The 22,206-nt window shown below is 73.9% G+C and carries 16 protein-coding genes, 1 pseudogene and 1 riboswitch; of the genes and pseudogenes, 5 read left to right on the top strand and 12 right to left on the bottom strand.

Features of this window, described 5'->3' with window-relative positions; genetic code table 11:
* A partial coding sequence (locus ACIP98_RS00875; RefSeq protein ID WP_401973054.1) for an Ig-like domain repeat protein occupies positions 1-1,722 on the top strand: 1,722 nt, incomplete at its 5' end.
* Between the two features lie 78 nt (positions 1,723-1,800).
* Here ACIP98_RS00875 and ppk2 read toward each other — a convergent pair.
* From ppk2 to cobN, 6 genes and pseudogenes are all read right to left on the bottom strand, one after another.
* Positions 1,801-2,697 (bottom strand): polyphosphate kinase 2, encoded by an 897-nt coding sequence (gene ppk2 / locus ACIP98_RS00870; protein WP_401973053.1) that lies wholly within the window; start codon positions 2,695-2,697, stop codon positions 1,801-1,803.
* Positions 2,698-2,710: 13 nt separating this feature from the next.
* Positions 2,711-2,935: a hypothetical protein gene (locus ACIP98_RS00865; protein ID WP_401973052.1), complete on the bottom strand. Its 225-nt coding sequence runs from the start codon at positions 2,933-2,935 to the stop codon at positions 2,711-2,713.
* A gap of 34 nt (positions 2,936-2,969) precedes the next feature.
* Positions 2,970-3,963 (bottom strand): annotated as a pseudogene (locus ACIP98_RS00860) (anion permease).
* 69 nt (positions 3,964-4,032) lie between these two features.
* Positions 4,033-5,592 (bottom strand): substrate-binding domain-containing protein, encoded by a 1,560-nt coding sequence (locus ACIP98_RS00855; protein WP_401973051.1) that lies wholly within the window; start codon positions 5,590-5,592, stop codon positions 4,033-4,035.
* A 185-nt stretch (positions 5,593-5,777) separates the two neighbouring features.
* Positions 5,778-6,245 carry a DUF4442 domain-containing protein gene (locus ACIP98_RS00850; RefSeq protein WP_319660151.1) on the bottom strand — a complete coding sequence of 156 codons (468 nt, stop codon included), beginning with the start codon at positions 6,243-6,245 and terminating at the stop codon, positions 5,778-5,780.
* A gap of 75 nt (positions 6,246-6,320) precedes the next feature.
* Positions 6,321-9,923 carry a cobaltochelatase subunit CobN gene (cobN, locus tag ACIP98_RS00845; RefSeq protein WP_401973050.1) on the bottom strand — a complete coding sequence of 1,201 codons (3,603 nt, stop codon included), beginning with the start codon at positions 9,921-9,923 and terminating at the stop codon, positions 6,321-6,323.
* Positions 9,924-9,975: 52 nt separating this feature from the next.
* Positions 9,976-10,060, bottom strand: a riboswitch (cobalamin riboswitch).
* A 117-nt stretch (positions 10,061-10,177) separates the two neighbouring features.
* Between cobN and cobG the strand changes: the two genes are divergently transcribed.
* The 3 genes from cobG to ACIP98_RS00830 are packed head-to-tail and all read left to right on the top strand — an operon-like array spanning position 10,178 to position 13,661.
* On the top strand, positions 10,178-11,545 hold the full coding sequence (cobG, locus tag ACIP98_RS00840) for a precorrin-3B synthase (protein ID WP_401973049.1): 1,368 nt from the start codon (positions 10,178-10,180) through the stop codon (positions 11,543-11,545).
* Positions 11,542-12,174: a precorrin-8X methylmutase gene (locus ACIP98_RS00835; RefSeq protein ID WP_319660148.1), complete on the top strand. Its 633-nt coding sequence runs from the start codon at positions 11,542-11,544 to the stop codon at positions 12,172-12,174. Before cobG ends, ACIP98_RS00835 begins: the two co-directional genes overlap by 4 nt.
* Positions 12,171-13,661 (top strand): precorrin-2 C(20)-methyltransferase, encoded by a 1,491-nt coding sequence (locus ACIP98_RS00830; RefSeq protein WP_401973048.1) that lies wholly within the window; start codon positions 12,171-12,173, stop codon positions 13,659-13,661. Before ACIP98_RS00835 ends, ACIP98_RS00830 begins: the two co-directional genes overlap by 4 nt.
* A 13-nt stretch (positions 13,662-13,674) precedes the next feature.
* On the opposite strand, the gene ACIP98_RS00825 is transcribed toward ACIP98_RS00830, so the two are convergent.
* The 3 genes from ACIP98_RS00825 to ACIP98_RS00815 all read right to left on the bottom strand — a co-directional run bounded on the left by ACIP98_RS00825 (position 13,675) and on the right by ACIP98_RS00815 (position 15,910).
* Entirely contained in the window at positions 13,675-14,433 is a 759-nt protein-coding gene (locus ACIP98_RS00825) for a cobalt-precorrin-6A reductase (RefSeq protein ID WP_401973047.1), read from the bottom strand.
* 135 nt (positions 14,434-14,568) lie between these two features.
* Positions 14,569-14,988, bottom strand: a complete 420-nt coding sequence (locus ACIP98_RS00820) for an organic hydroperoxide resistance protein (protein WP_319660145.1) — start codon at positions 14,986-14,988, stop codon at positions 14,569-14,571.
* Between the two features lie 76 nt (positions 14,989-15,064).
* A complete protein-coding gene (locus ACIP98_RS00815; RefSeq protein WP_319660144.1) occupies positions 15,065-15,910 on the bottom strand; it encodes an alpha/beta hydrolase in 846 nt (281 codons plus the stop codon).
* Between the two features lie 196 nt (positions 15,911-16,106).
* Between ACIP98_RS00815 and ACIP98_RS00810 the strand changes: the two genes are divergently transcribed.
* On the top strand, positions 16,107-16,604 hold the full coding sequence (locus ACIP98_RS00810) for a MarR family winged helix-turn-helix transcriptional regulator (protein ID WP_401973046.1): 498 nt from the start codon (positions 16,107-16,109) through the stop codon (positions 16,602-16,604).
* Between the two features lie 103 nt (positions 16,605-16,707).
* Here ACIP98_RS00810 and ACIP98_RS00805 read toward each other — a convergent pair whose 3' ends face one another.
* The 3 genes from ACIP98_RS00805 to ACIP98_RS00795 form a co-directional block, all read right to left on the bottom strand.
* Positions 16,708-17,814, bottom strand: coding sequence for a CU044_5270 family protein (locus ACIP98_RS00805; protein ID WP_319660142.1), 1,107 nt, complete (start codon positions 17,812-17,814; stop codon positions 16,708-16,710).
* Positions 17,811-18,497, bottom strand: a complete 687-nt coding sequence (locus tag ACIP98_RS00800) for an RNA polymerase sigma factor (RefSeq protein ID WP_319660141.1) — start codon at positions 18,495-18,497, stop codon at positions 17,811-17,813. The genes ACIP98_RS00805 and ACIP98_RS00800 overlap by 4 nt, the downstream gene beginning before the upstream one ends.
* A gap of 284 nt (positions 18,498-18,781) precedes the next feature.
* Complete coding sequence (locus ACIP98_RS00795) at positions 18,782-22,132, bottom strand: S8 family peptidase (RefSeq protein WP_401973045.1); 3,351 nt, start codon at positions 22,130-22,132, stop codon at positions 18,782-18,784.
* Between the last annotated feature and the right edge of the window lie 74 nt (positions 22,133-22,206).

Here is a 22,206-nt window from a genome sequence, read left to right as displayed (position 1 = left end):
TCCGTGAGCCGCACCGACTCCGCCCACACGGACGGCACGCCGCTCGGCACCGCGACGGTCGCCGCCGACGGCACCTTCGAGGTCAAGGACACCCCGTCCGCACTGGGCGACAACACCTACACGGTCAGCTACGCCGGGGACGCCGAGCACGACGCCGCCACCGGCACCGGCACCGTCAGCGTCGCCCGGGCCGCGAGCCTGCTCACGGTGGACGCCCCGGCCGCCGCCATCCCGGGCGACGAGGTCACCGTCACCGGCACCCTCGGCTCCACGGTGCCCTTCGCGGACGGCACGACCGTCTCCGTGAGCCGCACCGACTCCGCCCACACGGACGGCACGCCGCTCGGCACCGCGACGGTCGCCGCCGACGGCACCTTCGAGGTCAAGGACACCCCGTCCGCGCAGGGCGACAACACCTACACGGTCAGCTACGCCGGCGACACCACGCACGCCGACGCGACCGCCAAGGACACCGTCAGCGTCGTCCGGGGCGCGACCACCCTCGCGGTGAACGCCCCGACCACGGCCCTGCCCACCCGCGAGCTCACCGTCACCGGCACCCTCGGTTCGCCCGTGGCCTTCCCGGCCGGCACCAAGGTCTCCGTGAGCCGCACCGACTCCGCCCACCCGGCGGGCACGTCGCTCGGCACCGTGACGGTCGCCGCCAACGGCACCTTCTCGTTCAAGAACACCCCGTCCGTCCTGGGCAACAACACCTACACGGCGACCTTCGCCGGTGACACGCGGCACGCCGCCGCCACCGCCAAGGACACCGTCAAGGTCGCCAAGGCCGCCGCCACCGTCACGGTCACCGCTCCGACCTCGGCCAAGCGGTCCACCAAGATCACGGTGAAGGGCAAGCTCACCTCGAGCGCCTCCTTCCCCAGCGGCACCAAGGTCACGGTGACCCGCACCGACCTCACCTACCCCAAGGGCAAGTCGCTCGGCACCAAGACGGTCGCGTCCAACGGCACGTTCAGCTTCACGGACACCCCGACCACCGGCGGCACCGTCACCTACACCGCCCAGTACAAGGGCGACGCGACGCACAACGCCGCGGTGGGCAAGGACAGTGTCGCGGTCTCCCGCCTGGCCACGTCGGTCAGCATCAAGACCAACCACTCGACCTACTCCTACGGCGCGACGGCCACCGTCACCGGGCACCTCGGCAAGACCGGCAAGAGCCGTGTGGTGTCGATCTACGCCCAGCCGGCCGGCGGCACGAAGAAGCTGGTCAAGACCGCCAAGGTCAACTCGGCCGGCGACCTGAAGGTGACCTACAAGCTCAGCCGCAACACCACCTTCTGGGCGTCGTTCGGCGGCGACTTCTCCTACGCGCCGAAGTCGGTGTCGCGGGCGGTCGGCACGCAGGTCAAGCTCACCACGTCGGTCTCGCGCCACTACAAGACCGGCAAGATCGGCTCGACCAACTACTACTGGTTCCACAAGAACGCCGCGCCGCTGTTCACCACGACGATGACCTACGCCACGAACCGCAAGGAGCGGTTCGAGCTGCAGGTCTACTACCAGGGCCACTGGTACGGGACCGACTCGGAGTACTTCCGGATCGGGACCGCCGGCAAGGCGCTCGTCGAGCTGCCGGGGCCGGGCGAGTCCGGCATCCGGGCCCGGGTGCGCGTCTCGTACATCAAGGGCAGCTCGGGCGACAGCCTGAACACCACGACGTACGGCGACTGGAAGTACCTCAACTTCACCAACTGACGCCACGCGCCCGCACGCGGACGAGGCCGCCCCGGATCACCCGGGGCGGCCTCGTCCGCGTTCCCGGTGCGCGGGAGGTCAGGCCTCGCCCGCCTCCAGCAGGTTCGCGGCGGCGCCGACGATCCGCGGATCGGGGACGCCGACGACCTCCTCGTCCTTGTCCGGGTAGTCGAAGCGGGCGAGCACGCTGCGCATCGCCTCGACGCGGGCGCGCTTCTTGTCGTTGCTCTTCACGACCGTCCAGGGGGCCTGCTCGGTGTCCGTCTCGCGGAACATCGCGACCTTCGCCGCGGTGTAGTCGTCCCAGCGGTCCAGGGACGCCAGGTCCATGGGGCTGAGCTTCCACTGCCGCACCGGGTCGACCTGGCGGATGGTGAAACGGGTACGCTGTTCGTCGCGGGAGACGGAGAACCAGAACTTCACCAGGTCGATGCCGTCGTCCACGAGCATCCGCTCGAAGGCGGGCGCCTGGCGCATGAAGCGCTGGTACTCGTCGTCGGTGCAGAAGCCCATGACCCGTTCGACACCGGCCCGGTTGTACCAGGAGCGGTCGAACATGACGATCTCGCCGGCCGTCGGCAGGTGGTCGACGTACCGCTGGAAGTACCACTGGCCGCGCTCGCGCTCGGTCGGCTTGACCAGGGCGACGACCCGGGCACCGCGCGGGTTCAGGTGCTCGGTGAACCGCTTGATGGTGCCGCCCTTGCCGGCCGCGTCACGCCCCTCGAAGACGATCACCAGCCGGCGCCCGGTCTCCTTGATCCAGCTCTGCAGCTTCAGCAGCTCGATCTGCTGGAGCCGCTTGTGCCACTCGTACTCCTTGCGCTCCATCCGGTGGTCGTACGGATAGTTCTCGCGCCAGGTCTCGACGGGGGTGCCGTCGGGGCGGATGAGCACGGGCTCGTCCTGGTCGGTGTAGTCGACCTGCATACCGGCCAGCAGGTCCGGATCGGCGGGGTGCGGGAACGTCGCCATGTCGCCTCGCCTCTCAGGAGTGGAACTGCGGAACGATCGGACAGATGCCGTACGCCACGACCGCGGCGCAGGCCAGGGAACACAGGCCTGCCGCCGTGTACGACACGGTCGCGCCGTCGCGGGAACCCCCGGCCCGGGAGAGCCCGAGCACACCGAGGGCGAAGACGGCGACCACACCCACCGTAACGCCGGTGCTGACAGCGGCCACTTCGCCGAGGGCGCTCCAGTCCGGTTGCATCGCATTTCTCCTTGTCGGACGCGGTCGGACGCGCTCAGGCGGCCGACGGGGCGGAGGTCGCGGAGGGGCGCAGCGCCACGGTATGCGTGTCGTTGACATTCTGGGCGTGCACCGGGTGGCGGCGCGAGAACACGACGATGAACGCCGCCACCGCCAGCAGGGCGACCACCACGGTGCCCACCGTGCCGCCGTGCTGCACGACGCTCGCCGAGACCCCGCCCGACCAGCGCGGCGGCCGGCAGCGTCACCAGCCAGGCGACGACCCTGCGGCCGGCGGTCCCCCAGCGGACCTCTGGCGGCCGGCGGCCCAGCCCGGCGCCCAGGATGCCGCCCGAGCACACCTGCGTCGTCGACAGCGCGAAGCCCCGGTGCGCGGAGGTCAGGATCACCGTCGTGGAGGCCGCCTCGGCCGCGAAGCCCCGCGGCGACCGGATGTCGGTGAGCCCCTTGCCCATGGTGCGGATGATCCGCCGGCCGCCCAGGTGGGTGCCGAGGCCGATGGCCAGGCCCGCCGCCGCGATCACCCACACCGGCGGCCCCGCTCTTCTGGGCGTCGTTCGTGCCGTGCACCGGCGACGCCGACGCGATCTGCCCGAGCCGGAAGCCCCGGGTCACCGACTCCCGCCGCGCCCGCGCGGTGATCCGCTAGGCCAGGTACGTCGCCAGCAGTGCCGCGATCCCCGCCACCAGGGGGGACGCGACCGCGGGGATCAGCACCTTCTCGACGGCAGTCCCGGCAACCAGTCACGAGGTTCCACAGCGCCGCGCCGACCAGCCCCGCGAAGATCATGCCGGGGTGACCAGGGTGTCGTCGACGATTCCCCGGAGATCGTCTTCGCGACCTCGGTGGAGAGGAAGGCGCCGGCGATGTTCAGCACGCCGCTGATGAGGACCGCGGTCCGCGGTCGCAGAGCTCCCGTCGGGATGGACGTCGCCATCGCGTCCGCCGTGTCATGGAAGCCGTTGGTGAAGTCGAAGGCCGGCGCGGTCACGATCACGACCGCCACGAGAAACGTGATGTGGTCCATGCCCTTTGAGGGAGAGGGCCGCACGCGTACGCCAGGCGACGCCCACATGACGCCCGCCGGTACTTCTCGTCAGGACGCGGCATAGTCCTTCAGCCCGCAGCGTTCGACCGCGGCGGGCGAGTAGCAGGGCAGGTGGCCGTGGGATCTGACGACGGCCTGGCCGGGGCCGAGAAGCATGTAGTGGAGGAAGCCGGCGGTGAGGGTGCCGGCGGCGGGGGTGCCGAAGGTGTAGGCGTACTCGAGGTCGTTGAAGGGGTAGCCGGTGGCGCCGTCGGCCCCGGTCGACGGGGCGAAGCCGTCGATCTCCAGGATGCGCACGTGCGGCGCGGCCTTGGCGGCGCCCAGTTCGGCGTAGCCGATGGCGCCGGGTATCCGGCCCACCTCGGAGAGGACCTTGGCGGTGCTGTCGCGTTCGCAGCGGATCACCGGGGCGTCCTGGTAGTCCTTCCGCACGCATTCCCGTGAGGTGAACGGGCCCTCGCCCCTGCCTCCGAGGACGCGCCTGCGGAAGATCTCGCGGGTGCCGGAGTCGGAATTGCGGCTGACGAGGCGGATGGGGACCGAACCGCCGCCGAGTTCCTTCCAGTTGTCGACGGTGCCGGCGAAGACGGCGCGTATCCGGGCCACGGGCAGGTTCGTCACGGGGATGCCGTCGTTCACGACGAGCGCGAACGTGGAGACGGCGACCCGGCTGCCGGTGAGTGGGGCGAGGTCGTCCGGGGCGGGGCCGTCGGACATGGCCACCACCGCGGAGCCGTGGCCCGCCTTCCCGGCGTCCGCGAGGTCGCGGACGCCCCGGTCGCTGGAGTTCGCGTCGACCGTGATCCGGGAACCCTCGCAGTCCGCGGCGTAACGGCGGGCGAGTTCCTCCATGACCGGGGCGAAGGCCGTGGACCCGGTGACCGTCAGTCTGCCGGTGGCGCAGCCGAGGGGCGGCGGCGCGTCCTCGCGGACGACGATGATGGAGGCCAGCACGGTGACGCAGACGGTCAGCAGGATGGTGATCCAGCGGGTCGCGCGGCTGAACAGCGGGGGCGAGGCGTCAACGGGCATCGCCTTGTTGGGGACGACGACACCGTCGCGGATGCCGCCGGTGATCCGGACGCCGCCGCCGACGTGGCCGCCGGTGAGCAGCACCAGCAGCTTGTAGTGCTGGCCCCGGTTGAGCGGCACGCGGGGCAGGTGGATGACGTTGCCCTCGTGGCGGACCCCGCCCTCGCCGCCGGCCGGGGCGAAGTGGTCCATCAGCCCGCCGGCGTCGACCTGGGTGACGGCCACCCCCCGGACCAGACGGCCGGCGAAGACCACGTTCAGGGCCCGGTGCGGGTCGCGGTTGGTGTAGTCGCCGTCGGCGATGCTCTCGCCGCCGTCGTTCTCGATGCGGAGCAGGACGAGCGTGGCGTCCACCATGTCCGGCAGGTCGTTGAAGAGACCGAGCCGCACATTGGTCGCGCCGGCCTCGCCGTCGGGGTCGTCGCTGCCGATCGGGGTGTCCATTTGGACGCGGTAGCCGATGCGTTTACGGCGCGGCACCCGGCGTTCGTACCAGACCACCCCGACGGAGACCGCCAGACCGACGACGGCGGTCAGCACCGCCACGATGTTGTCGGCACTCAGCCAATCGCCCATGCGCGTTCTCGCATCCCCCGTGCAGCCGCCGTGTCACTGGTGCCGCCGGTGCCCGCGGTGACGGTCCGGTCGGTCGGTCGGGTTCGGTCACCGTACGAGCGCGAACGGGTGCCGTTGGCACCTTCCCTGTCCTGCCGTCAGATGTTCGCCGGGCGTTTCCCCGCCGCGCGCGGAGCGGGCCCGGCCTACCGGGGGCCGGGCAGCCGGCGCACGCTCCAGTCGAAGCCGCCCCGGCACACCACCCTGCCCGCCGCGTCCCGGACCTCGGCGACCGTGGCGATCCGCGCGCCGTCGCTCTCGCCCGCCAGCAGGGGCCGCAGCGCGGCGCGTTCGTCCGCCCCGAGCGCGCACGTCGCCACCAGCCGCCCCCGGGCCGGGGCCAGGAACTCCATCGTGGCCGCCGCACCCAGCGGCACGACGCCCTCGAACTGGCCGGGCTCCTCGCACGCCGCGACGAGCGCGGCCAGGCCGGCCGCGTCGAGCAGCGCGACCAGCCCGCTCGCGTGCAGGCTCCCGATGACGTTCCCCAGCGCGTCCGGCGTCTCCAGCGCCACTTCCGCGGCACCGTCCTCGGCGCGGACCACCTCGATCCCCGCGGTCCGGTTGGCCGGCACGGGGTCCAGTAGCGCCCGTGCGAGCGCGGTGACGTCCATGACGTCAGCCTGGCAGCGGCGTCCGACGGGCGTGTGACACCCAGTTGTCCGTCGTGCCACGAACCGGCGTGCGGACTACTCGCCGCCCTCCAGATCCCCCTCGGTCTCCAGGAACGCCTCGCGCAGGGCCGCGACGACCTCCGGGTCGGGCTCCGCCCACATACCGCGGGACTCGGCCTCCAGCAGTCGTTCGGCCATGCCGTGCAGCGCCCAGGGGTTGGCCTCCTGGAGGAAGGCGCGGTTCTCCGGGTCCAGGACGTAGGTGCGGGCGAGCTTGTCGTACATCCAGTCGGCGACGACACCGGTGGTCGCGTCGTAGCCGAAGAGGTAGTCGACGGTGGCCGCCAGTTCGAAGGCGCCCTTGTAGCCGTGCCGCCGCATGGCCTCGATCCAGCGGGGGTTGACGACCCGGGCGCGGAACACCCGGGAGGTCTCCTCCGCCAGCGAGCGCGTGCGGACGGTCTCCGGGCGGGTGGAGTCGCCGATGTACGCCTCGGGGGAACGGCCGGTCAGCGCGCGGACGGTGGCGACCATGCCGCCGTGGTACTGGTAGTAGTCGTCGGAGTCGGCGATGTCGTGCTCACGGGTGTCGGTGTTCTTCGCCGCCACCGCGATCCGCCGGTAGGCGGTCTCCATCTCCTCGCGCGCGGGCCGGCCGTCGAGACCGCGGCCGTACGCGTAGCCGCCCCAGACCGTGTAGACCTCGGCGAGGTCGGCGTCGCTGCGCCAGTCGCGGCTGTCGATCAGCTGCAGCAGCCCCGCGCCGTAGGTGCCCGGGCGGGAGCCGAAGATCCGGGTGGTGGCGCGGCGCTCGTCGCCGTGCGCGGCGAGGTCGGCGCTCGTGTGGGCGCGGACGAAGTTCGCCTCGTCCGGCTCGTCCAGGCCGGCGACCAGGCGCACGGCGTCGTCCAGCAGGCCCACCACATGCGGGAAGGCGTCGCGGAAGAAGCCGCTGACGCGCAGCGTCACGTCGACCCGCGGACGGCCCAACTCCTGTGCGGGGACCGCCTCGACACCGGTGACCCGGCGGGACGCGTCGTCCCACACCGGGCGCACGCCGAGCAGCGCCAGCGCCTCGGCGATGTCGTCGCCCGCGGTGCGCATCGCGCTGGTCCCCCACAGCGACAGGCCCACCGACTGCGGCCAGGCGCCGTCGTTGTCCTCGCGGTAGCGGGCCAGCAGCGAGTCCGCCAGGGCCTGCCCGGTCTCCCAGGCGAGCCGGCTGGGGACCGCCTTGGGGTCGACGGAGTAGAAGTTGCGGCCGGTCGGCAGCACGTTGACCAGGCCGCGCAACGGGGAGCCGGACGGGCCGGCCGGTACGAACCCGCCGTTCAGGGCGTGCACGACGGCGTCGATCTCGTCCGTCGTACGGGCCAGCCGCGGCACGACCTGCCGGGCCGCGAAGTCCAGCACCCGGGCGACCTCCTCGGGCAGGCCCTTGGCGACCTCGGCGACCGCCTGCGGGTCCCACGCCGCGTCCTCCATCGCCTGCACCAGCGCGCGGGCCTGCTCCTCGGCCGCGTCGGCGGTGACCCGGGTCGCCGCCGACTCGTCCAGGCCCAGGGCCTCGCGCAGCCCGGGCAGGGCGGCGGTGCCGCCCCAGATCTGGCGTGCGCGCAGGATCGCCAGCACCAGGTTGACCCGCTCGGCACCGGCCGGGGCCCGGCCGAGCACGTGCAGGCCGTCGCGGATCTGCGCGTCCTTGATCTCGCAGAGCCAGCCGTCGACGTGCAGCAGGAAGTCGTCGAACTCGGCGTCGTGCGGCCGGTCCGCCAGGCCGAGGTCGTGGTCGAGCTTGGCCGCCTGGATCAGCGTCCAGATCTGGGCGCGCACGGCGGGCAGCTTGGCCGGGTCCATGGCGGCGATCGCGGCGTGCTCGTCGAGCAGTTGCTCCAGGCGCGCGATGTCGCCGTAGGAGTCTGCGCGGGCCATCGGCGGCACGAGGTGGTCCACGAGGGTGGCGTGGGCGCGGCGCTTGGCCTGGGTGCCCTCGCCGGGGTCGTTGACCAGGAACGGGTAGATCAGCGGCAGGTCGCCGAGGGCGGCGTCGGGGCCGCAGGCGGCGGACAGGGCCGCGTTCTTGCCGGGCAGCCACTCCAGGTTGCCGTGCTTGCCCAGGTGGATCATCGCGTCGGCGCCGAAACCGCCTTCGGCCTGCGCGGAGGCGATCCAGCGGTAGGCCGCCAGGTAGTGGTGGGAGGGCGGCAGATCGGGGTCGTGGTAGATCGCGATCGGGTTCTCGCCGAACCCGCGCGGCGGCTGGATGACGATCAGCAGGTTGCCGCGGCGCAGCGCGGCCAGCACGATGTCGCCCTCGGGGTCGCGGCTGGTGTCCACGAACATCGAGCCGGGCGGCGGGCCCCAGTGCCCGGTGACGGCGTCGCGCAGCTCCGCCGGGAGCGCGGCGAACCAGCGGCGGTAGTCGGCGGCCGGGACGCGGACGGGGTTGCGGGCCAACTGCTCCTCGGTCAGCCAGTCCTGGTCGTGACCGCCCGCCTCGATCAGCGCGCGGATCAGCTCGTCGCCGTCGCCGGAGGACAGTCCCGGTATCTCCTCCGCGGGCCCGAAGTCGTACCCCTCCTCGCGCAGCCGGCGCAGCAGCGCCACCGCGCTGGCCGGAGTGTCCAGGCCCACCGCGTTGCCGATGCGGGAGTGCTTGGTCGGGTACGCGGACAGCACCAGCGCGAGGCGGCGCTCCGCGGGCGGGATGTGCCGCAGCCGCGCGTGGCGCACGGCGATCCCGGCGACGCGGGCGGCGCGCTCGGGGTCGGCCGCGTAGACCGGCAGTCCGTCCTCGTCGACCTCCTTGAAGGAGAACGGGACGGTGATGAGCCGGCCGTCGAACTCGGGCACGGCGACCTGCGTCGCGGCGTCCATCGGGGACAGTCCCTCGTCGCTGCCCTCCCACGTGGCCCGGGAGGAGGTCAGGCACAGCGCCTGGAGCACCGGCACGTCGAGCGAGGTCAGCGCGCCCGCGTCCCACGCCTCCTCGTCGCCGCCGGCGGAGGCCTCGGCGGGACGGGTGCCCCCCGCGGCCAGCACGGTGGTGACGATCGCGTCCACGCCGGCCAGGGCGTCCAGCAGGTCCGGCTCGGGGGCGCGCAACGAGGCGACGTACAGCGGGAGCGGGCGGCCGCCGGCCTGCTCGATCGCGGCGCACAGCGCCTCCACGAAGGCGGTGTTGCCGCTCATGTGGTGGGCCCGGTAGTAGAGAACGGCGACCCGGGGGCCCTCGGTGACGGCCGCGGTGCGCTCCAGGCGGCCCCAGGACGGGGCGGGGGCCGGGGGCTCGAAGCCGTGGCCGGACAGCAGCACGGTGTCGGACAGGAAGCGGGCCAGCTGGGCGAGGTTGGCGGGACCGCCGTGCGCCAGATAGGCGTGCGCCTCGGCGGCGGTGCCGACCGGCACGGTGGACAGCTCCATCAACTGGGCGTCCGGGGCCTGTTCACCGGTGAGCACGACCACCGGGCGCGGCCCGGCGAGCAGCGCGTCCAGCCCCTCCTCCCAGGCCCGGCGACCGCCGAGCAGACGCACCACGACCAGGTCGGTGCCGTCGAGGAGCGCGGGCAGCTCGCCCGCCGTGAGCCGGGCCGGGTTGGCCGGCCGGTAGGAAACCGGGCCGTCCGCGGCGCGGGCGCTGAGCAGATCGGTGTCGGACGTCGAGAGCAGCAGGATCACGTCGGGCGTGCCTTCCTCGGGGTCCGCGCCCCGGGCCGGTGGATGACGGCGGGAGTTCCTGGCTCCCGCGGCCCGGGCATCAGCCGTGGGCCGCGATGACAGTGGCGGGACCGCACCGGTTTCGCACCGGTTTCCTCCCCTGGCGCCGTCGATGGCGTGGGCGCGGCCTGACGACCGTCCCGCCTGCATCGTAAGGGCTGCTGACGTTGCATGGGCCGTACACCTCCCAGGTGCCCGCGGGTATGCTCGCGGCCATGCCCACAGCCCCGGACTCCCCCGTGAACGGCGCCCCCGCCGTGCCCTCGGCGGGGCGCGCGGCGCGCGAGGACGCGTGCCCGGGGGCGCTGCGGCTGCACACCGCCGACGACGGCCCGCTGGCCCGGGTCCGCATACCCGGCGGCTTGTTGACGTCGCGTCAGATGCGAGTGCCGGCCGATGCCGCCGACGACCTCGGCGACGGCCGCCTCGACCTCACCTCCCGCGGCAATCTGCAACTGCGCGGCCTGCACGCCCCCGACGCGGCCACCGCCCTCGCCGACCGGCTCGCCGCCGCGGGGCTGCTCCCCTCGTACGCCCACGAACGGGCCCGCAATGTCGTCGCCTCCCCGCTGAGCGGGCTCGACGGCCACGGATACGCCGATGTGAGCGACTGGGTGCGGGAGGTGGACGCCCTGCTGTGCGCGAGTCCCGCGGCGGCCGGGCTGTCGGGCCGGTTCCTCTTCGCCCTCGACGACGGCCGCGGGGACGTCGCGGCGCTCGGCGCCGATGTCACGTTGATCGCCCGGCCCGACCGCGCCACCGCCGAACTCCGTCTCGCGGGTCAGGCCGTCGCCCGCGTCCCCGCCGCCGACGCCCCCCGCTGGGCACTGCGCGCCGCCGAGACCTTCCTCCGCCTCGCCGCCGGGCACACCACCCGCGCCTGGCGCCTCGCCGACGTCGACCCCACGGGCGCCCGCGTCGCGGGGCTCCTGGCCGTCGCGGAGGCGCGCGCCACCCCCGGGCCGGGCGGGACGGCCGCCGGGGCGGACACCCGCTCCGCCGCGAGGGGCGGGCCCCGGCTCGGCGGCCTGCCCCAGCCCGGCGGCGGGACCTGGGTGCTGTCGGCCGGGACGCCGCTGGGGCGCGTGACCGCGCGGGCGTGGCGGGTCCTGGCGGAGATCGCCGACGCCGCAGCCGGGCAGGTGCGCGTGACGCCGTGGCGCGGCGTGGTCGTCCCGGGCGTCCCGGCGGACGACGCCCCCGAGGTGCTGCGACGCCTCGCCGGAGCGGGCTTCCTGACCGGCGAGGACTCGCCGTGGCGCGGCGTCACCGCGTGCGCCGGACGGCCCGGGTGCGCCAAGTCGCTGGCGGACGTGCGGGCGGACGCCGAAGCGGCGGTGCGCGCCGGGGCCGCCGGCCCCGGACATCCCCTGCTGCCCGTCCACTTCTCCGGCTGCGAACGCAACTGCGGCCGCCCGGACGGCGCCCGGGTCGACGTCATGGCCACCGCCGACGGGCACTACCGCGTCACCACGGGCGGCACCGGCGCGAGCACCGCCACCGGCACGGCCGCCCGGGACCTGCCCGCGGCCGTCGCCACCGCCCGCCGCACGACCCCACCACCACCGAGGACCACGACGTGATCGAGTACGAGAAGGACGGCCCGGAGATCTACCGCCGGTCGTTCGCCATCATCCGCGCCGAGGCGGAACTCGACGCCCTGCCGCCGGACGTCGCGCAGGTCGCCGTGCGCATGATCCACGCCTGCGGCATGACCGACCTCGTCCGCGACCTGGCCTTCAGCCCGTCCGTGGTCGCCGACGCGCGCGCCGCGCTGCGCGCCGGGGCGCCGATCCTCTGCGACGTGCAGATGGTCGCCAGCGGCGTCACCCGCAAACGGCTCCCCGCGGACAACGACGTGGTCTGCACCCTCTCCGACCCCGCCGTCCCCTCGCTCGCCGCCGAACTCGGCACCACCCGCAGCGCCGCCGCCATGGAACTGTGGCGGGACCGCCTGGACGGCGCCGTGGTCGCCGTCGGCAACGCCCCGACCTCGCTCTTCCGGCTGCTGGAGATGGTCGAGGCGGGCGCCCCGCGTCCGGCCGCGGTCATCGGCGTGCCGGTCGGATTCGTCGGCGCGGCCGAGTCCAAGGACGCCCTGGCCGCGCACCCCTCCGGCCTGGAGCACCTGATCGTGCGCGGCCGGCGCGGCGGCAGCGCCCTCGCGGCCGCCGCCCTCAACGCCCTTGCGACGGAAAGCGACATCGTATGACCACCGGCCGTCTGTACGGAGTGGGCCTCGGCCCCGGCGACCCCTCCCTGATGACCGTGCGCGCCGTGGACGTCATCCGCTCCGCGGACGTGATCGCGTACCACTGCGCCCGGCACGGCCGCAGCATCGCCCGCTCGATCGCCGCGGCGCACATCCGCCCCGAGCAGATCGAGGAGCGGCTGATGTACCCGGTCACCACGGAGACCACCGACCATCCGGGCGGCTACCGGGGCGCGTTGGACGACTTCTACGCCGAGTCCGCCGAACTGCTCGCCGCGCACCTGGACGCGGGACGCACGGTCGCCGTGCTCGCCGAGGGCGATCCGCTCTTCTACGGCTCGTACATGCACATGCACAAGCGGTTGGCCGACCGCTACCCGGCGGAGGTGATCCCGGGTGTCACGTCCGTGAGCGCGGCCGCCGCCCGGATCGGCCGCCCGCTGGTGGAGGGCGAGGAGGTGCTGACGATCCTGCCCGGCACACTGCCCGAGGAGGAGCTCGCGGCACGGCTCGCCGCCACCGACGCGGCGGCCGTGATGAAGCTCGGCCGCACCTTCCCCGCCGTGCGCCGGGCGCTGGGAACGGCCGGGCGGCTGGCCGACGCGCACTACGTCGAGCGGGCCACGATGGACGCCGAACGCCTGGGGATGCTGGCCGACGTCGACCCGGACTCGGTGCCGTACTTCGCCGTCGCGGTGCTGCCCAGCCGGATCGGCGAGCAGTCCGCCCCGGGCCGGGCGGAGGGCGAGGTCGCGGTCGTCGGGCTGGGCCCGGCCGGCCCGATGTGGCTGACCGCGGAGGCGCGCTCCGCGCTCGCCGAGGCGGACGAACTGGTCGGCTACACCACGTACATGGACCGCGTCCCGGTCCGTCCCGGGCAGGTGCGGCACGCCTCCGACAACCGCGTCGAGGCCGAACGCGCCGAGTTCGCCCTCGACCTCGCGCGGCGGGGACGGCGGGTGGCCGTCGTGTCGTCCGGCGACCCCGGCGTCTTCGCGATGGCGACGGCCGTGCTGGAGGCCGCCTCCGTCGAGCCGTACCTCGACGTGCGGGTGCGGGTGGTCCCCGGGATCACCGCGGCGCAGACGGCGGCGGCGCTCGCGGGCGCGCCGCTCGGGCACGACTACGCGGTGGTCTCGCTGTCCGACCGGCTCAAGCCCTGGACGGTGATCGAGGAGCGGCTGCGCGCCACGACCACCGCCGATCTGGTGCTCGCGCTCTACAACCCGGCGTCCCGCAGCCGCCGGGAACAGCTGGAGCAGGCCCTGAAGGTGCTGCGGGAGGGCCGCCCGCCCGGCACGCCGGTGGTCGTGGCGCGCGACGTCGGCGGACCGGAGCAGGCGGTGCGGATCACCACGCTGGAGGACCTGGACCCGGCGACCGTGGACATGCGCTGCGTTCTGCTCGTCGGCTCCTCGCAGACCCGCGCGGTGCGGCGCGGCGACGGCACGACGGTGGTGTGGACGCCCCGGCGCTATCCGGCCTGATCCCCGTCCCGTCTCACCGCCCGGCGCGCAGCCACTCCAGGGCGCCCGCCACGTCCGGGACGGCCGGAACGCCCGGCGGGGCGGGCGGTCGGCGCACGAGCACCACGGGCAGGCCGAGTTCGCGGGCGACGGCGAGCTTCGGGGCCGTCGCCGCGCCGCCGCTGTCCTTGGTGACCAGCACGTCGACACGGTGGCGGGTCATCAGCGCCCGCTCCCCGTCGTGGGTGAACGGGCCGCGGTCCAGGACGACTTCCATCCGCGGCGGATGCGGCGGTCCGGGGGCGTCGACGGACCGCACCAGGAACCAGCGGCCGGCGTCCCCGGCGAAGGCCGCCAGGCCCGTACGCCCCGTGGTCAGGAACACCCGGCCGCCGAGCGCGGGCAGCAGGGCGGCGGCTTGCTCCGCCGAGTCCACCATGTGCCAGCGGTCGCCGGGACCGGCGGTCCACCCGGGGCGGCGCAGGCCCAGCAGCGGAACACCGGTCGCCGCGGCCGCCGCGGCGGCGTGGGCGCTCATCGTCTCGGCGAAGGGGTGGGTGGCGTCGACCACCACGTCCACGGCGTGCTCCCGCAGCCAGCGCACCAGGCCCCCGGTCCCGCCGAAGCCGCCCGTCCGCACCTCGCCCGGCGGCAGCCGGGGTGCGGCCACCCGGCCGGCGAGGGAGCTCGTCACCCGCCAGCGGGCCGCCGGTTCACCGGCCAGCGCCTCCGCGAGACCGCGGCCCTCCGTGGTGCCGCCGAGGATCAGGACGTGCTGCTGCGTGCCGGTCATCCCCGCACCCTAGGCCCTGCCGGCATGGCGGCACGGGGGACGGCGGCGGCATCGCGGGACGCGCCGAGCCGCCCCGTGTCCGGCCGCGGCGTGCTGCGCGCGGCGGCCAGGGGGGCGGCTCGGTGTGCGGTGGTCTCAGACGGTGGTGGTGTTGACGGTGACGGGGATGTTGCCGCGGGTGGCCTTGGAGTAGGGGCAGATCTGGTGGGCGGCCTCGGTGAGGGCGGTGGCGGTGTCCTGGTCGACGCCGCCGAGTTCGACGTTGAGGACGGCGGCGAGGCCGAACCCCTCGTCGCCGTGGACCAGGGTGATCTCGGTGTCGATGGCGGTGCTGGTGAGCCGCACCTTGCGCTGGGAGGCGGCGAGGCGCACGGCCCCGAGGAAGCAGGCGCCCCAGCCGGCGGCGAAGAGCTGCTCGGGGTTGGTGGCGTCACCGGCGCCGCCCAGTTCCTTCGGCAGCGCGAGGGTGGTGGTCAGATGGCCGTCGTCGGACTGGACGCGGCCTCCGTTGCGGCCCTCGCCGGTCACGTTCACGACAGCGGTGTAGTCGGCCATGGTGCTTCTCCTTCGGGTGCGCGGGAGGTGTGGTGGGCTTCCCCCGCACGGGGGCCCGTGCGGGGGTGGCGGCGGTTCAGCGGACGGTGGTGCGGGCGGCCTGCTCGATGACGCGGGTGACCGCGTCCGGGCGGGAGACCGACACCGCGTGCGAGGCCTTCACCTGCGTGGTGCGGGAGTGGGCGCGCTCGGCCATGAACCGCTGGGCGGCGGGCGGGATGTTGCGGTCCTGGGTGGTGATGAGGTTCCAGGAGGGGATGGTCTTCCAGGCGGCCTCGGTGGCCTTCTCCTCCAGGGCGGACGAGGCGACGGGGCGCTGCGTGGCGGCCATCAGGTCGGTGACCGGGGTGGGCACGTCGGCGGCGAACTGGTCGTGGAACTTGTCGGCCTTGATGTACAGGTCGGTACCGGTGGCGCCGCCGGGAAGCGGGAAGGGCACGCTGTTCAGGGTCGGGCCGAGGGTGCTGCCGGGGTACTTGTTCGACAGTTCGAGCGCGCTCTCGCCCTTGTCGGGGGCGAAGGCGGCTATGTAGACCAGCGCCTTGACGGCCGGGTCGCCGGCGGCGGCCTGGGTGATGACGGCACCGCCGTAGGAATGGCCGGCGAGCACGATCGGGCCCTTGACGCTCTTGAGGAAGCTGTCGAGGTAGTCGGCGTCGCTCGCCAGGCCGCGCAGCGGGTTGGCCGGGGCCACCACGGGATAGCCGTCGCGCTGCAGGCGCTTGATCACACCGTTCCAGCTGGAGGAGTCCGCGAACGCGCCGTGCACCAGGACCACCGTGGGCTTCTTCTCCGCCGCGTGGTGTCCGGCGGTGGCGCTGGCCGGGACGGTGACCGCCAGGGACGCGGCCGCCACAGCGGCGACGGCGCCCAGCACGGCGGCGGACGTACGGGTGGGGCGGATGACGGTCGTGAGCTTCATGGCGGCTCTCCTTCTCAAGGGGTGGAACCCGGTCGGCTGTCCGTCCCGGGCGTTCCGTCCGGGGCGACATCGAGAAACCTAGCGAGCTTTTCTCTCGTGCACAAGTTATTGGCGCACCAGACACTCGCATCCCATCGAGAGTGCGACAATGGCTCCGGGAGCAGACGGCCCGACGACCGAGGAAAGGGGTCCCACCGTGAGTGACGACAGCCGCACGCCCGAGCCCGGCGACCACGCCGGCCAGGGCGAGCCCGCGCCGCTGCTGGACGAGCTCCTGTGCTTCTCGCTGTACGCGGCCTCGCGCGCCGTCACCGGGGCGTACCGGCCGCTGCTCGAACCGCTGGGCCTGACCTACCCCCAGTACCTGGTCCTGGTCGCCCTCGGCGAGCACGGCACGATGACCGTGAAGGACCTGGTCGCCGCCCTCCAGCTCGACTACGGGACCGTCACTCCGCTGATCAAGCGCCTCGAGACGAACCAGCTGCTCGAACGGCGGCGCCGCACCGACGACGAACGCGTCGTCGAAGTCGCCCTCACCCCGGAGGGCACCGCCCTCCACCGGCACATCGCGAGCGTCCCGCCCGCGATCGGCGACGCCATCGGGCTGGCCTCCGAGGAGATCGCCACCGTCCAGGGCCTCCTCCGGCGGCTGACGGCCAACGTCCACCGCCACACCGCCGGCGCCGGCGGCTGACCTCTCCCGGACATCCCCGGTGAACGCCGCGTGGCCGCCGTCCTGGGACGGCGGCCACGGGGGCGGGGTCGGCGGCGGGCGCGCCGCCGACGGACGCGGAACGTCAGGCCTTCTGCCCGGGGGTCTGCTTCATGCCGTCGACGATCGCCCGGTCGGTGATGGCGTCGGTGTAGAGCACCGTGCCGGGCTTGATCGTCACGCCGTCCTCGGGGACTTCCCTCACCTGCACGGTGCGCTCACCGAGGAAGACATGGGTCTTCTTGTCGAAGATCCACTCCTGCCGCTCGCCGCTGGTCTCGTCCAGCCGGGCCACCGCGACCCCCGTGCGGCCGATCGCGTCCTGGGCGTCGTCCACCACGACGACGCCGGGGATCTTGGCCGCCGTCCTGAACAGCGCCGAGTACAGCTCCGCGGGCGGGTAGCTCTCGCCGAGCAGGTCGCCGATCGTGGTGAACGCCTGCTGGTCGAGGGAGTTGCCGTGCCCCTTCGCCGCCTTGTAGATCATCTTCAGCAGCTCGTCGGGGTCGGTGGGCAACGTCGCCAGGAACTCGTACGACGGGCCGTTCAGGGACGCCTTGAACGGGTGCCCCTGCTCGTCGGGCAGGCTCAGCGTCTCGCCCTCGGGGCTCCGGTTGACGGCGGGGTCGATCAGCCAGCCCTTGGTGCCGTCCGCGGAGCGCCAGATCTGGCGCTTGTGCAGCGCGTGGCTGGCCAGGCTGCTCTTGTCGTCGGTCGACTTCACGAAGGTGTCGGCCGACTGGGACTCGATGTAGACGTACTGGCCCGGCTTCATCACCGGACGCGGCTCCGCCGACGCCGCCAGCGAGATCTGGTCGATCAGCTGGTTCAGTCCCTTGGCACTCGCGGGACTGACCTGCGTGGTCAGTGCGGGCCCGGTGGCCACGTCCGCGAACTGCCCGCCCGGGCCACCGTTCAGCGCCGTGCCGGCGACGACCGCACCGGCCACGGCCAGGGCGGCCACGGGCAGGGCGATCGCCAGGCGCGGCATGCGGAAGCCGCGGTTCTTCGGCAGGTCGGAGCCGGCGGTCGCCATGTGCGCTCCGCGCTGCCGGTCCTGCTGGATGTGGGCCATCAGACGCTCCTTGTGGAACTGGTGACGACCCGTCGGAAGATCGCGTCCAGTCTGCGGGAGGAGCGAGGCGCTCTCCTCCCACTCCGCCGGACTCTGCCGGGACTGATTCGCTTTCATCGGTTTCCCTCCGATACGGGCCGGATCGCGTTGATACGGTCCCCTCTTGTCTGTCGATCCGGCCGGCCGGGTTCCCGATTTCCCCCGACGGGTTTTGCCGCCGGTCCGCGCGCGGGCCGGACGGGCGGGCCGGCGAGCTCCGCCTCGGTGAGTCTGCGCAGCTTGGTACGGGCCCGGGAGAGCCGGGAGCGCACCGTGCCGACGGGGATGCCGAGCGCCTCGGCGGCAGCCGTGTACTCCAGCCCCTCCCACAGGCACAGCGTCAGCACCTCGCGTTCGGGTCTGCGCAGCGCGGCCAGCGCGCGCAGGGCGGCGGCGAGGCGACTGCGGTCGTCGAGCCGGCCCGCCACCTCGTCCGCGTGGTCGGGCAGGGCCATGTCGGCCTCGGCCCGGGCGGCGGCCTTCGCGGCGGCACGGTAGCGCCGGTTGCTGCGGTAGTGGCCGCGGGAGACGTTCGTGGCCACGCCCAGCAGCCAGGGCCGCAGGGAGCCGCCCTCGGCGTCGATGCGGTCACGCAGCCGCCAGGCCTCCATGAAGGTCTCCGCCATCACGTCCTCGGCCGCCGCCCAGTCGGCGGTGAGGCGGAAGGCGTGGTTGTAGACGGCGCGGGCATAGCCGTCGTACAGCTCGGCGAACGCGCTCGGATCCCCGGCCCGTATCCGGGTACGCATGTCTGTGCTCACGTATCCAAGCTGTCGCGCAGCCCGTGCGCAGTTCCCGTGATCCGCGTCACTCCACGAGCCGCCCCGGCCGCGGATCGCCGACCCGCTCACCGGTACCGGACCGAACGCCCGCACCAGGGGTGCCAGTTCGCGGCGGCCCGCCGTCCGCGCGCCCCGGATCGTGAACGGCCCGCGGAGGAACCGGCTGTGGGGCGGATCACGTGCTCCCGCGACGCCCGTCCGGGCGGCCCGCCCAGCGGCGAGCCCCGGGCCGGCGGCCCGGGGCTCGCGCGTCGGGCCGGTGCCTACGCGGTGGTGCGGTAGGCGCGACGGATCGTCTGCTTCACCGTGTTGCCGGCGGCGTCGGTGAGCGTGACGCGCAGCGAGACGGTGCCCGGCCGGGCGGGGTGGCGCAGTTCGAGACGGTCGCGGCCGACGACCTCGACCGGCTTCCAGGTCCTGCCGTCGTCGTAGGAGACCGCGAAAGCCTGCTTGCGGACCGTGCGCGCGCCGGCCGCGCCCTCCACGGTGAACGGGATCGTGAAGGCCGCGCCCGCCTTGGCCGTACTGGCCGTCCCCAGCACGGGCGAGAAGCGCACCACCGACAGCGGCAGCCACGTCGCGGCGTCCCCCGCCGCACGGCCGGAGCGGAAGGTCCACTCCGCGGTCACCCGGGTACTGACCGTCGAGAGGGACGCCGGGCGGGAGACATCCGTGACCAGCCGGTAGGTCCGCCGCCCGGCCGGGAGGGTGTGCTCGTCGCCGTTCAGCGGCGTGTCCGAGGTGAACACCGCCTTGCCGTCCGCGTAGAGCGCACTCCGTGCCCGGGAGTAGTCCGAGACGCCGCCATGGCCGGCGCCGTCGGAGAACAGCGGCACATAGGCCGAGAAGCTGTCGCCGCGGCGGACCGCGCCCGACGGCTCCTCGCCCGTCCTGGACAGGTGCGGTCCGAAGACACCGATGTTGAACCGCTGCCTGTACCGCTCGCCCGCGGTGTACGCCCTGGCCACCTCGGCCGTCTGGCGGCCCTCCCACACCGGCTCGCCGCCGGCGTCCGGAGCGCCGTACTGGTCGACGGCGTAGCGCCACTTCACGCCCGGCAGGACGTAGTCGGTGACCGTGCGCGGCAGCGCGTACTCCTCCTGGGAGAAGTCGTACCAGGAACCGTTGGGAGTCAGGGGCGCGGCACTGAGGTTCGCGGTCTTGCCAGGGGCGGGTTCGCCGACGGTGACGTCCAGCGTGGCGAAGTCCTTGCGCCGCAGGTCCGCGGTGAACCCGGAGAGGTCGCCGGTACGGTTCCACGCGGGCCGGTAGTGCACCGTGCCGTGGGTCCAGGTCCCGTCGTACTGTGCGAACGCCTCGCGGGCCGGCAGCCGGGCCCCGAGCTGCCCGACCCGCAGGTCGGCGAAGCCGTTCATGACGTACGTCGCCGTGTAGCCGGCCCCGTCGTCGTCGATGCCGAAGTTGAAGGTGGCCTCGGTGTTTTCGGCCGCCTTGTCGGGCACGGTGATCCGGACGGGATCGGCCTTGCGGGCGTCCATGACCAGCGTGGTGTCCCGGTTCAGCGCGAACTTCGGGTGCAGCAGCAGGGCCAGCTTCCCGTCGTCCGGGTCGGTCCCGGTGGAGACCCGGCCCTCCAGGGCGTAGCGCCCCTTGGGCAGACGGACCGTGAACTCCCCGTCCACGGGGTCGGAGTAGTCCCGCCAGAGGTCGCCGTCCAGGGCGTACACGCCCGTCGCGGACCGGCCGGTGGGCCTGCCGCGCAGATCGAGGTGCCTGACGGTGAGGTCGTACGACTCGACCTCGCGGTTCACGCCGATGGCGGTGCGCACGGTGGTGTCGCCGGCCGTCGCGGTCACGGAGCCGCCGAACGCGCCGTCGGCGGTGCCCGCGCGGGTGTCGGCGGTCACCGCGGCGGTCGCGGTGCCGCCCGCCGGGACGGTGAGCCGCTCAGGCGCGACCTCGAACATGCCCTCGGCGGCGGGCTTGCCGTCCTCGCCGAACGCCTCGGCGGTCAGGTCGAGGGTGACCGGCCGGTCGCCGTCGTTGCGGTAGCCGATCTCCTTGGTGACCGGCCGGTCGTCGGCGTGCGGCCACTGGGCGGTGCCGAAGCCCAGCGAGGGGCTGCCGGACACCCGCAGGCCGATCGCCCGTGCGACATCGGTGCGGCCCGTGCCCTGCGCGAACGCGGACAGCCCCGCGATCGGCACGGCGGAACCGGTGAGGGCCGCCTTGATCCGCTCACCGGTCCAGTCCGGGTGCTCCTGGGCCAGGATCGCGGCGGCGCCCGCCACATGCGGGGTGGCCATCGACGTGCCGCTCATCGAGACATAGCCGTCGGCCGCCGGGTCGCCCTCGACACCCTCGGCCGCCCTCGCGGCGACGATGTCCACGCCGGGCGCGGTCAGGTCCGGCTTGAGGCTGCCGTCGGCGGCGGGGCCGCGGCTGGAGAAGTCGGCGAGGGCGTCCGTCCGGTCCACCGCCCCTACGGTCAGCGCGGCCGCGGCACTGCCCGGGGTGCCGATGGTGCCCGCACCGGGCCCGTCGTTGCCCGCGGCGACGACGAAGAGGGTCCCGGACTGCGCCGACAGGTCGTTCAGGGCCTGCTCGGTCGGATCGGTCTCCGGGGTGTCGGGGGCGCCGAGGCTGAGGTTGACCACCTTCGCGCCCTGGGCGACGGCCCACTGCATGCCGGCGATGATGCCGGATTCGTAGCCCGTGCCGGAGTCGTCGAGCACCTTGCCGACGATCAGCCGGGCCCCGGGCGCGACGCCCTGGTACGTCCCGTCCGACATCGCACCGGAACCCGCGACGATCGAGGCCACATGCGTCCCGTGGCCCACGCGGTCCACCGTGTCGGGGGATTCGGAGAAGTTCTTCTCCGCCCCGACGCGGCCCCTCAGGTCCGGGTGCGTGGCGTCGACCCCGGTGTCCAGCACGGCCACGGTGACGCCCGTGCCGTCGTAGCCGGCCGCCCACGCCTGGGGCGCGCCGATCTGCGCGGTGCCCGTGCCGGGGTCCGCGCTCGCCTCGACCCTGGCGTCCAGCCAGATCCGCTCGACCTCCGCCGGGCCGGCGGCCGCCGAACGCGAGGCCGCACGGCCGCCGGTCAGCGTCCGCCACAGCTCCGTGGCCTGCGTCTTGCGCGCCCGCAGCGCGTCGCCGTTCACGCTGGGCAGGTCCCGGCTGACCCGGGCCCCGGATTCGGACAACGCGCGCGCCGCGACCGAACCCCCCTTGGCATAGGTGACGATCAGCGGCAGATCCGCCCGCGAGGCGTCGTCGTAGCCCTCGCTCACCAGCCGCGTGACGTCGAACAGCCGCCGGTCGGCGGTACCGTCCGCGATCAGCCGCTCGGCGTCCGCCGGTACCGCGTAGGTGTGGCCGTCGGCGGCCCGGGATATCCGGAATCCCAGGTGCTCCCGGCCCGTGCCGGCGGTCACACCGGCAACCCGTCCGGCGGCGTCGAGCGTCACCCGGTCGCCGGTGACGAGGGTGACGGTCGTCCTCCGGTCGCCGGCCGCGGCACCGCGTCCGGACCAGGACCCGGTTCCGGTGGCGGCCGGCGCGGCCTGGACGACGCCTGCCGTACCACTGAGCAGAGCGGTGGTGACGATCGCGACGGCGGCAGCCGTCGCTCGTCCTGTGTGCTTCAAGGCATGCCCTTCTTTCCGGGCACGGCGAAACGCCGGTACCGGTGGGAGAGGTGGCGTGGTGCGGGGTCGGGAGG

The organism is Streptomyces sp. NPDC088354 (assembly GCF_044753585.1).
Taxonomy (GTDB): Bacteria; Actinomycetota; Actinomycetes; order Streptomycetales; family Streptomycetaceae; genus Actinacidiphila.
The sequence above is the reverse complement of the archived record's forward strand: the minus strand, read 5'-3'. Positions and strand labels throughout refer to the sequence as shown.

Excerpts from the sequence above, each read along its gene's own strand:
- ACIP98_RS00805 (WP_319660142.1), bottom strand. The coding sequence starts at position 17,814 with ATGAAAGCGAATCAGTCCCGGCAGAGTCCGGCGGAGTGGGAGGAGAGC.
- ACIP98_RS00855 (WP_401973051.1), bottom strand. The coding sequence starts at position 5,592 with ATGGGCGATTGGCTGAGTGCCGACAACATCGTGGCGGTGCTGACCGCC.
- ACIP98_RS00830 (WP_401973048.1), top strand. The coding sequence starts at position 12,171 with ATGACCACCGGCCGTCTGTACGGAGTGGGCCTCGGCCCCGGCGACCCC.
- ACIP98_RS00865 (WP_401973052.1), bottom strand. The coding sequence starts at position 2,935 with ATGCAACCGGACTGGAGCGCCCTCGGCGAAGTGGCCGCTGTCAGCACC.
- ACIP98_RS00825 (WP_401973047.1), bottom strand. The coding sequence starts at position 14,433 with ATGACCGGCACGCAGCAGCACGTCCTGATCCTCGGCGGCACCACGGAG.
- cobG (WP_401973049.1), top strand. The coding sequence starts at position 10,178 with ATGCCCACAGCCCCGGACTCCCCCGTGAACGGCGCCCCCGCCGTGCCC.
- ppk2 (WP_401973053.1), bottom strand. The coding sequence starts at position 2,697 with ATGGCGACGTTCCCGCACCCCGCCGATCCGGACCTGCTGGCCGGTATG.
- ACIP98_RS00820 (WP_319660145.1), bottom strand. The coding sequence starts at position 14,988 with ATGGCCGACTACACCGCTGTCGTGAACGTGACCGGCGAGGGCCGCAAC.
- ACIP98_RS00850 (WP_319660151.1), bottom strand. The coding sequence starts at position 6,245 with ATGGACGTCACCGCGCTCGCACGGGCGCTACTGGACCCCGTGCCGGCC.
- ACIP98_RS00815 (WP_319660144.1), bottom strand. The coding sequence starts at position 15,910 with ATGAAGCTCACGACCGTCATCCGCCCCACCCGTACGTCCGCCGCCGTG.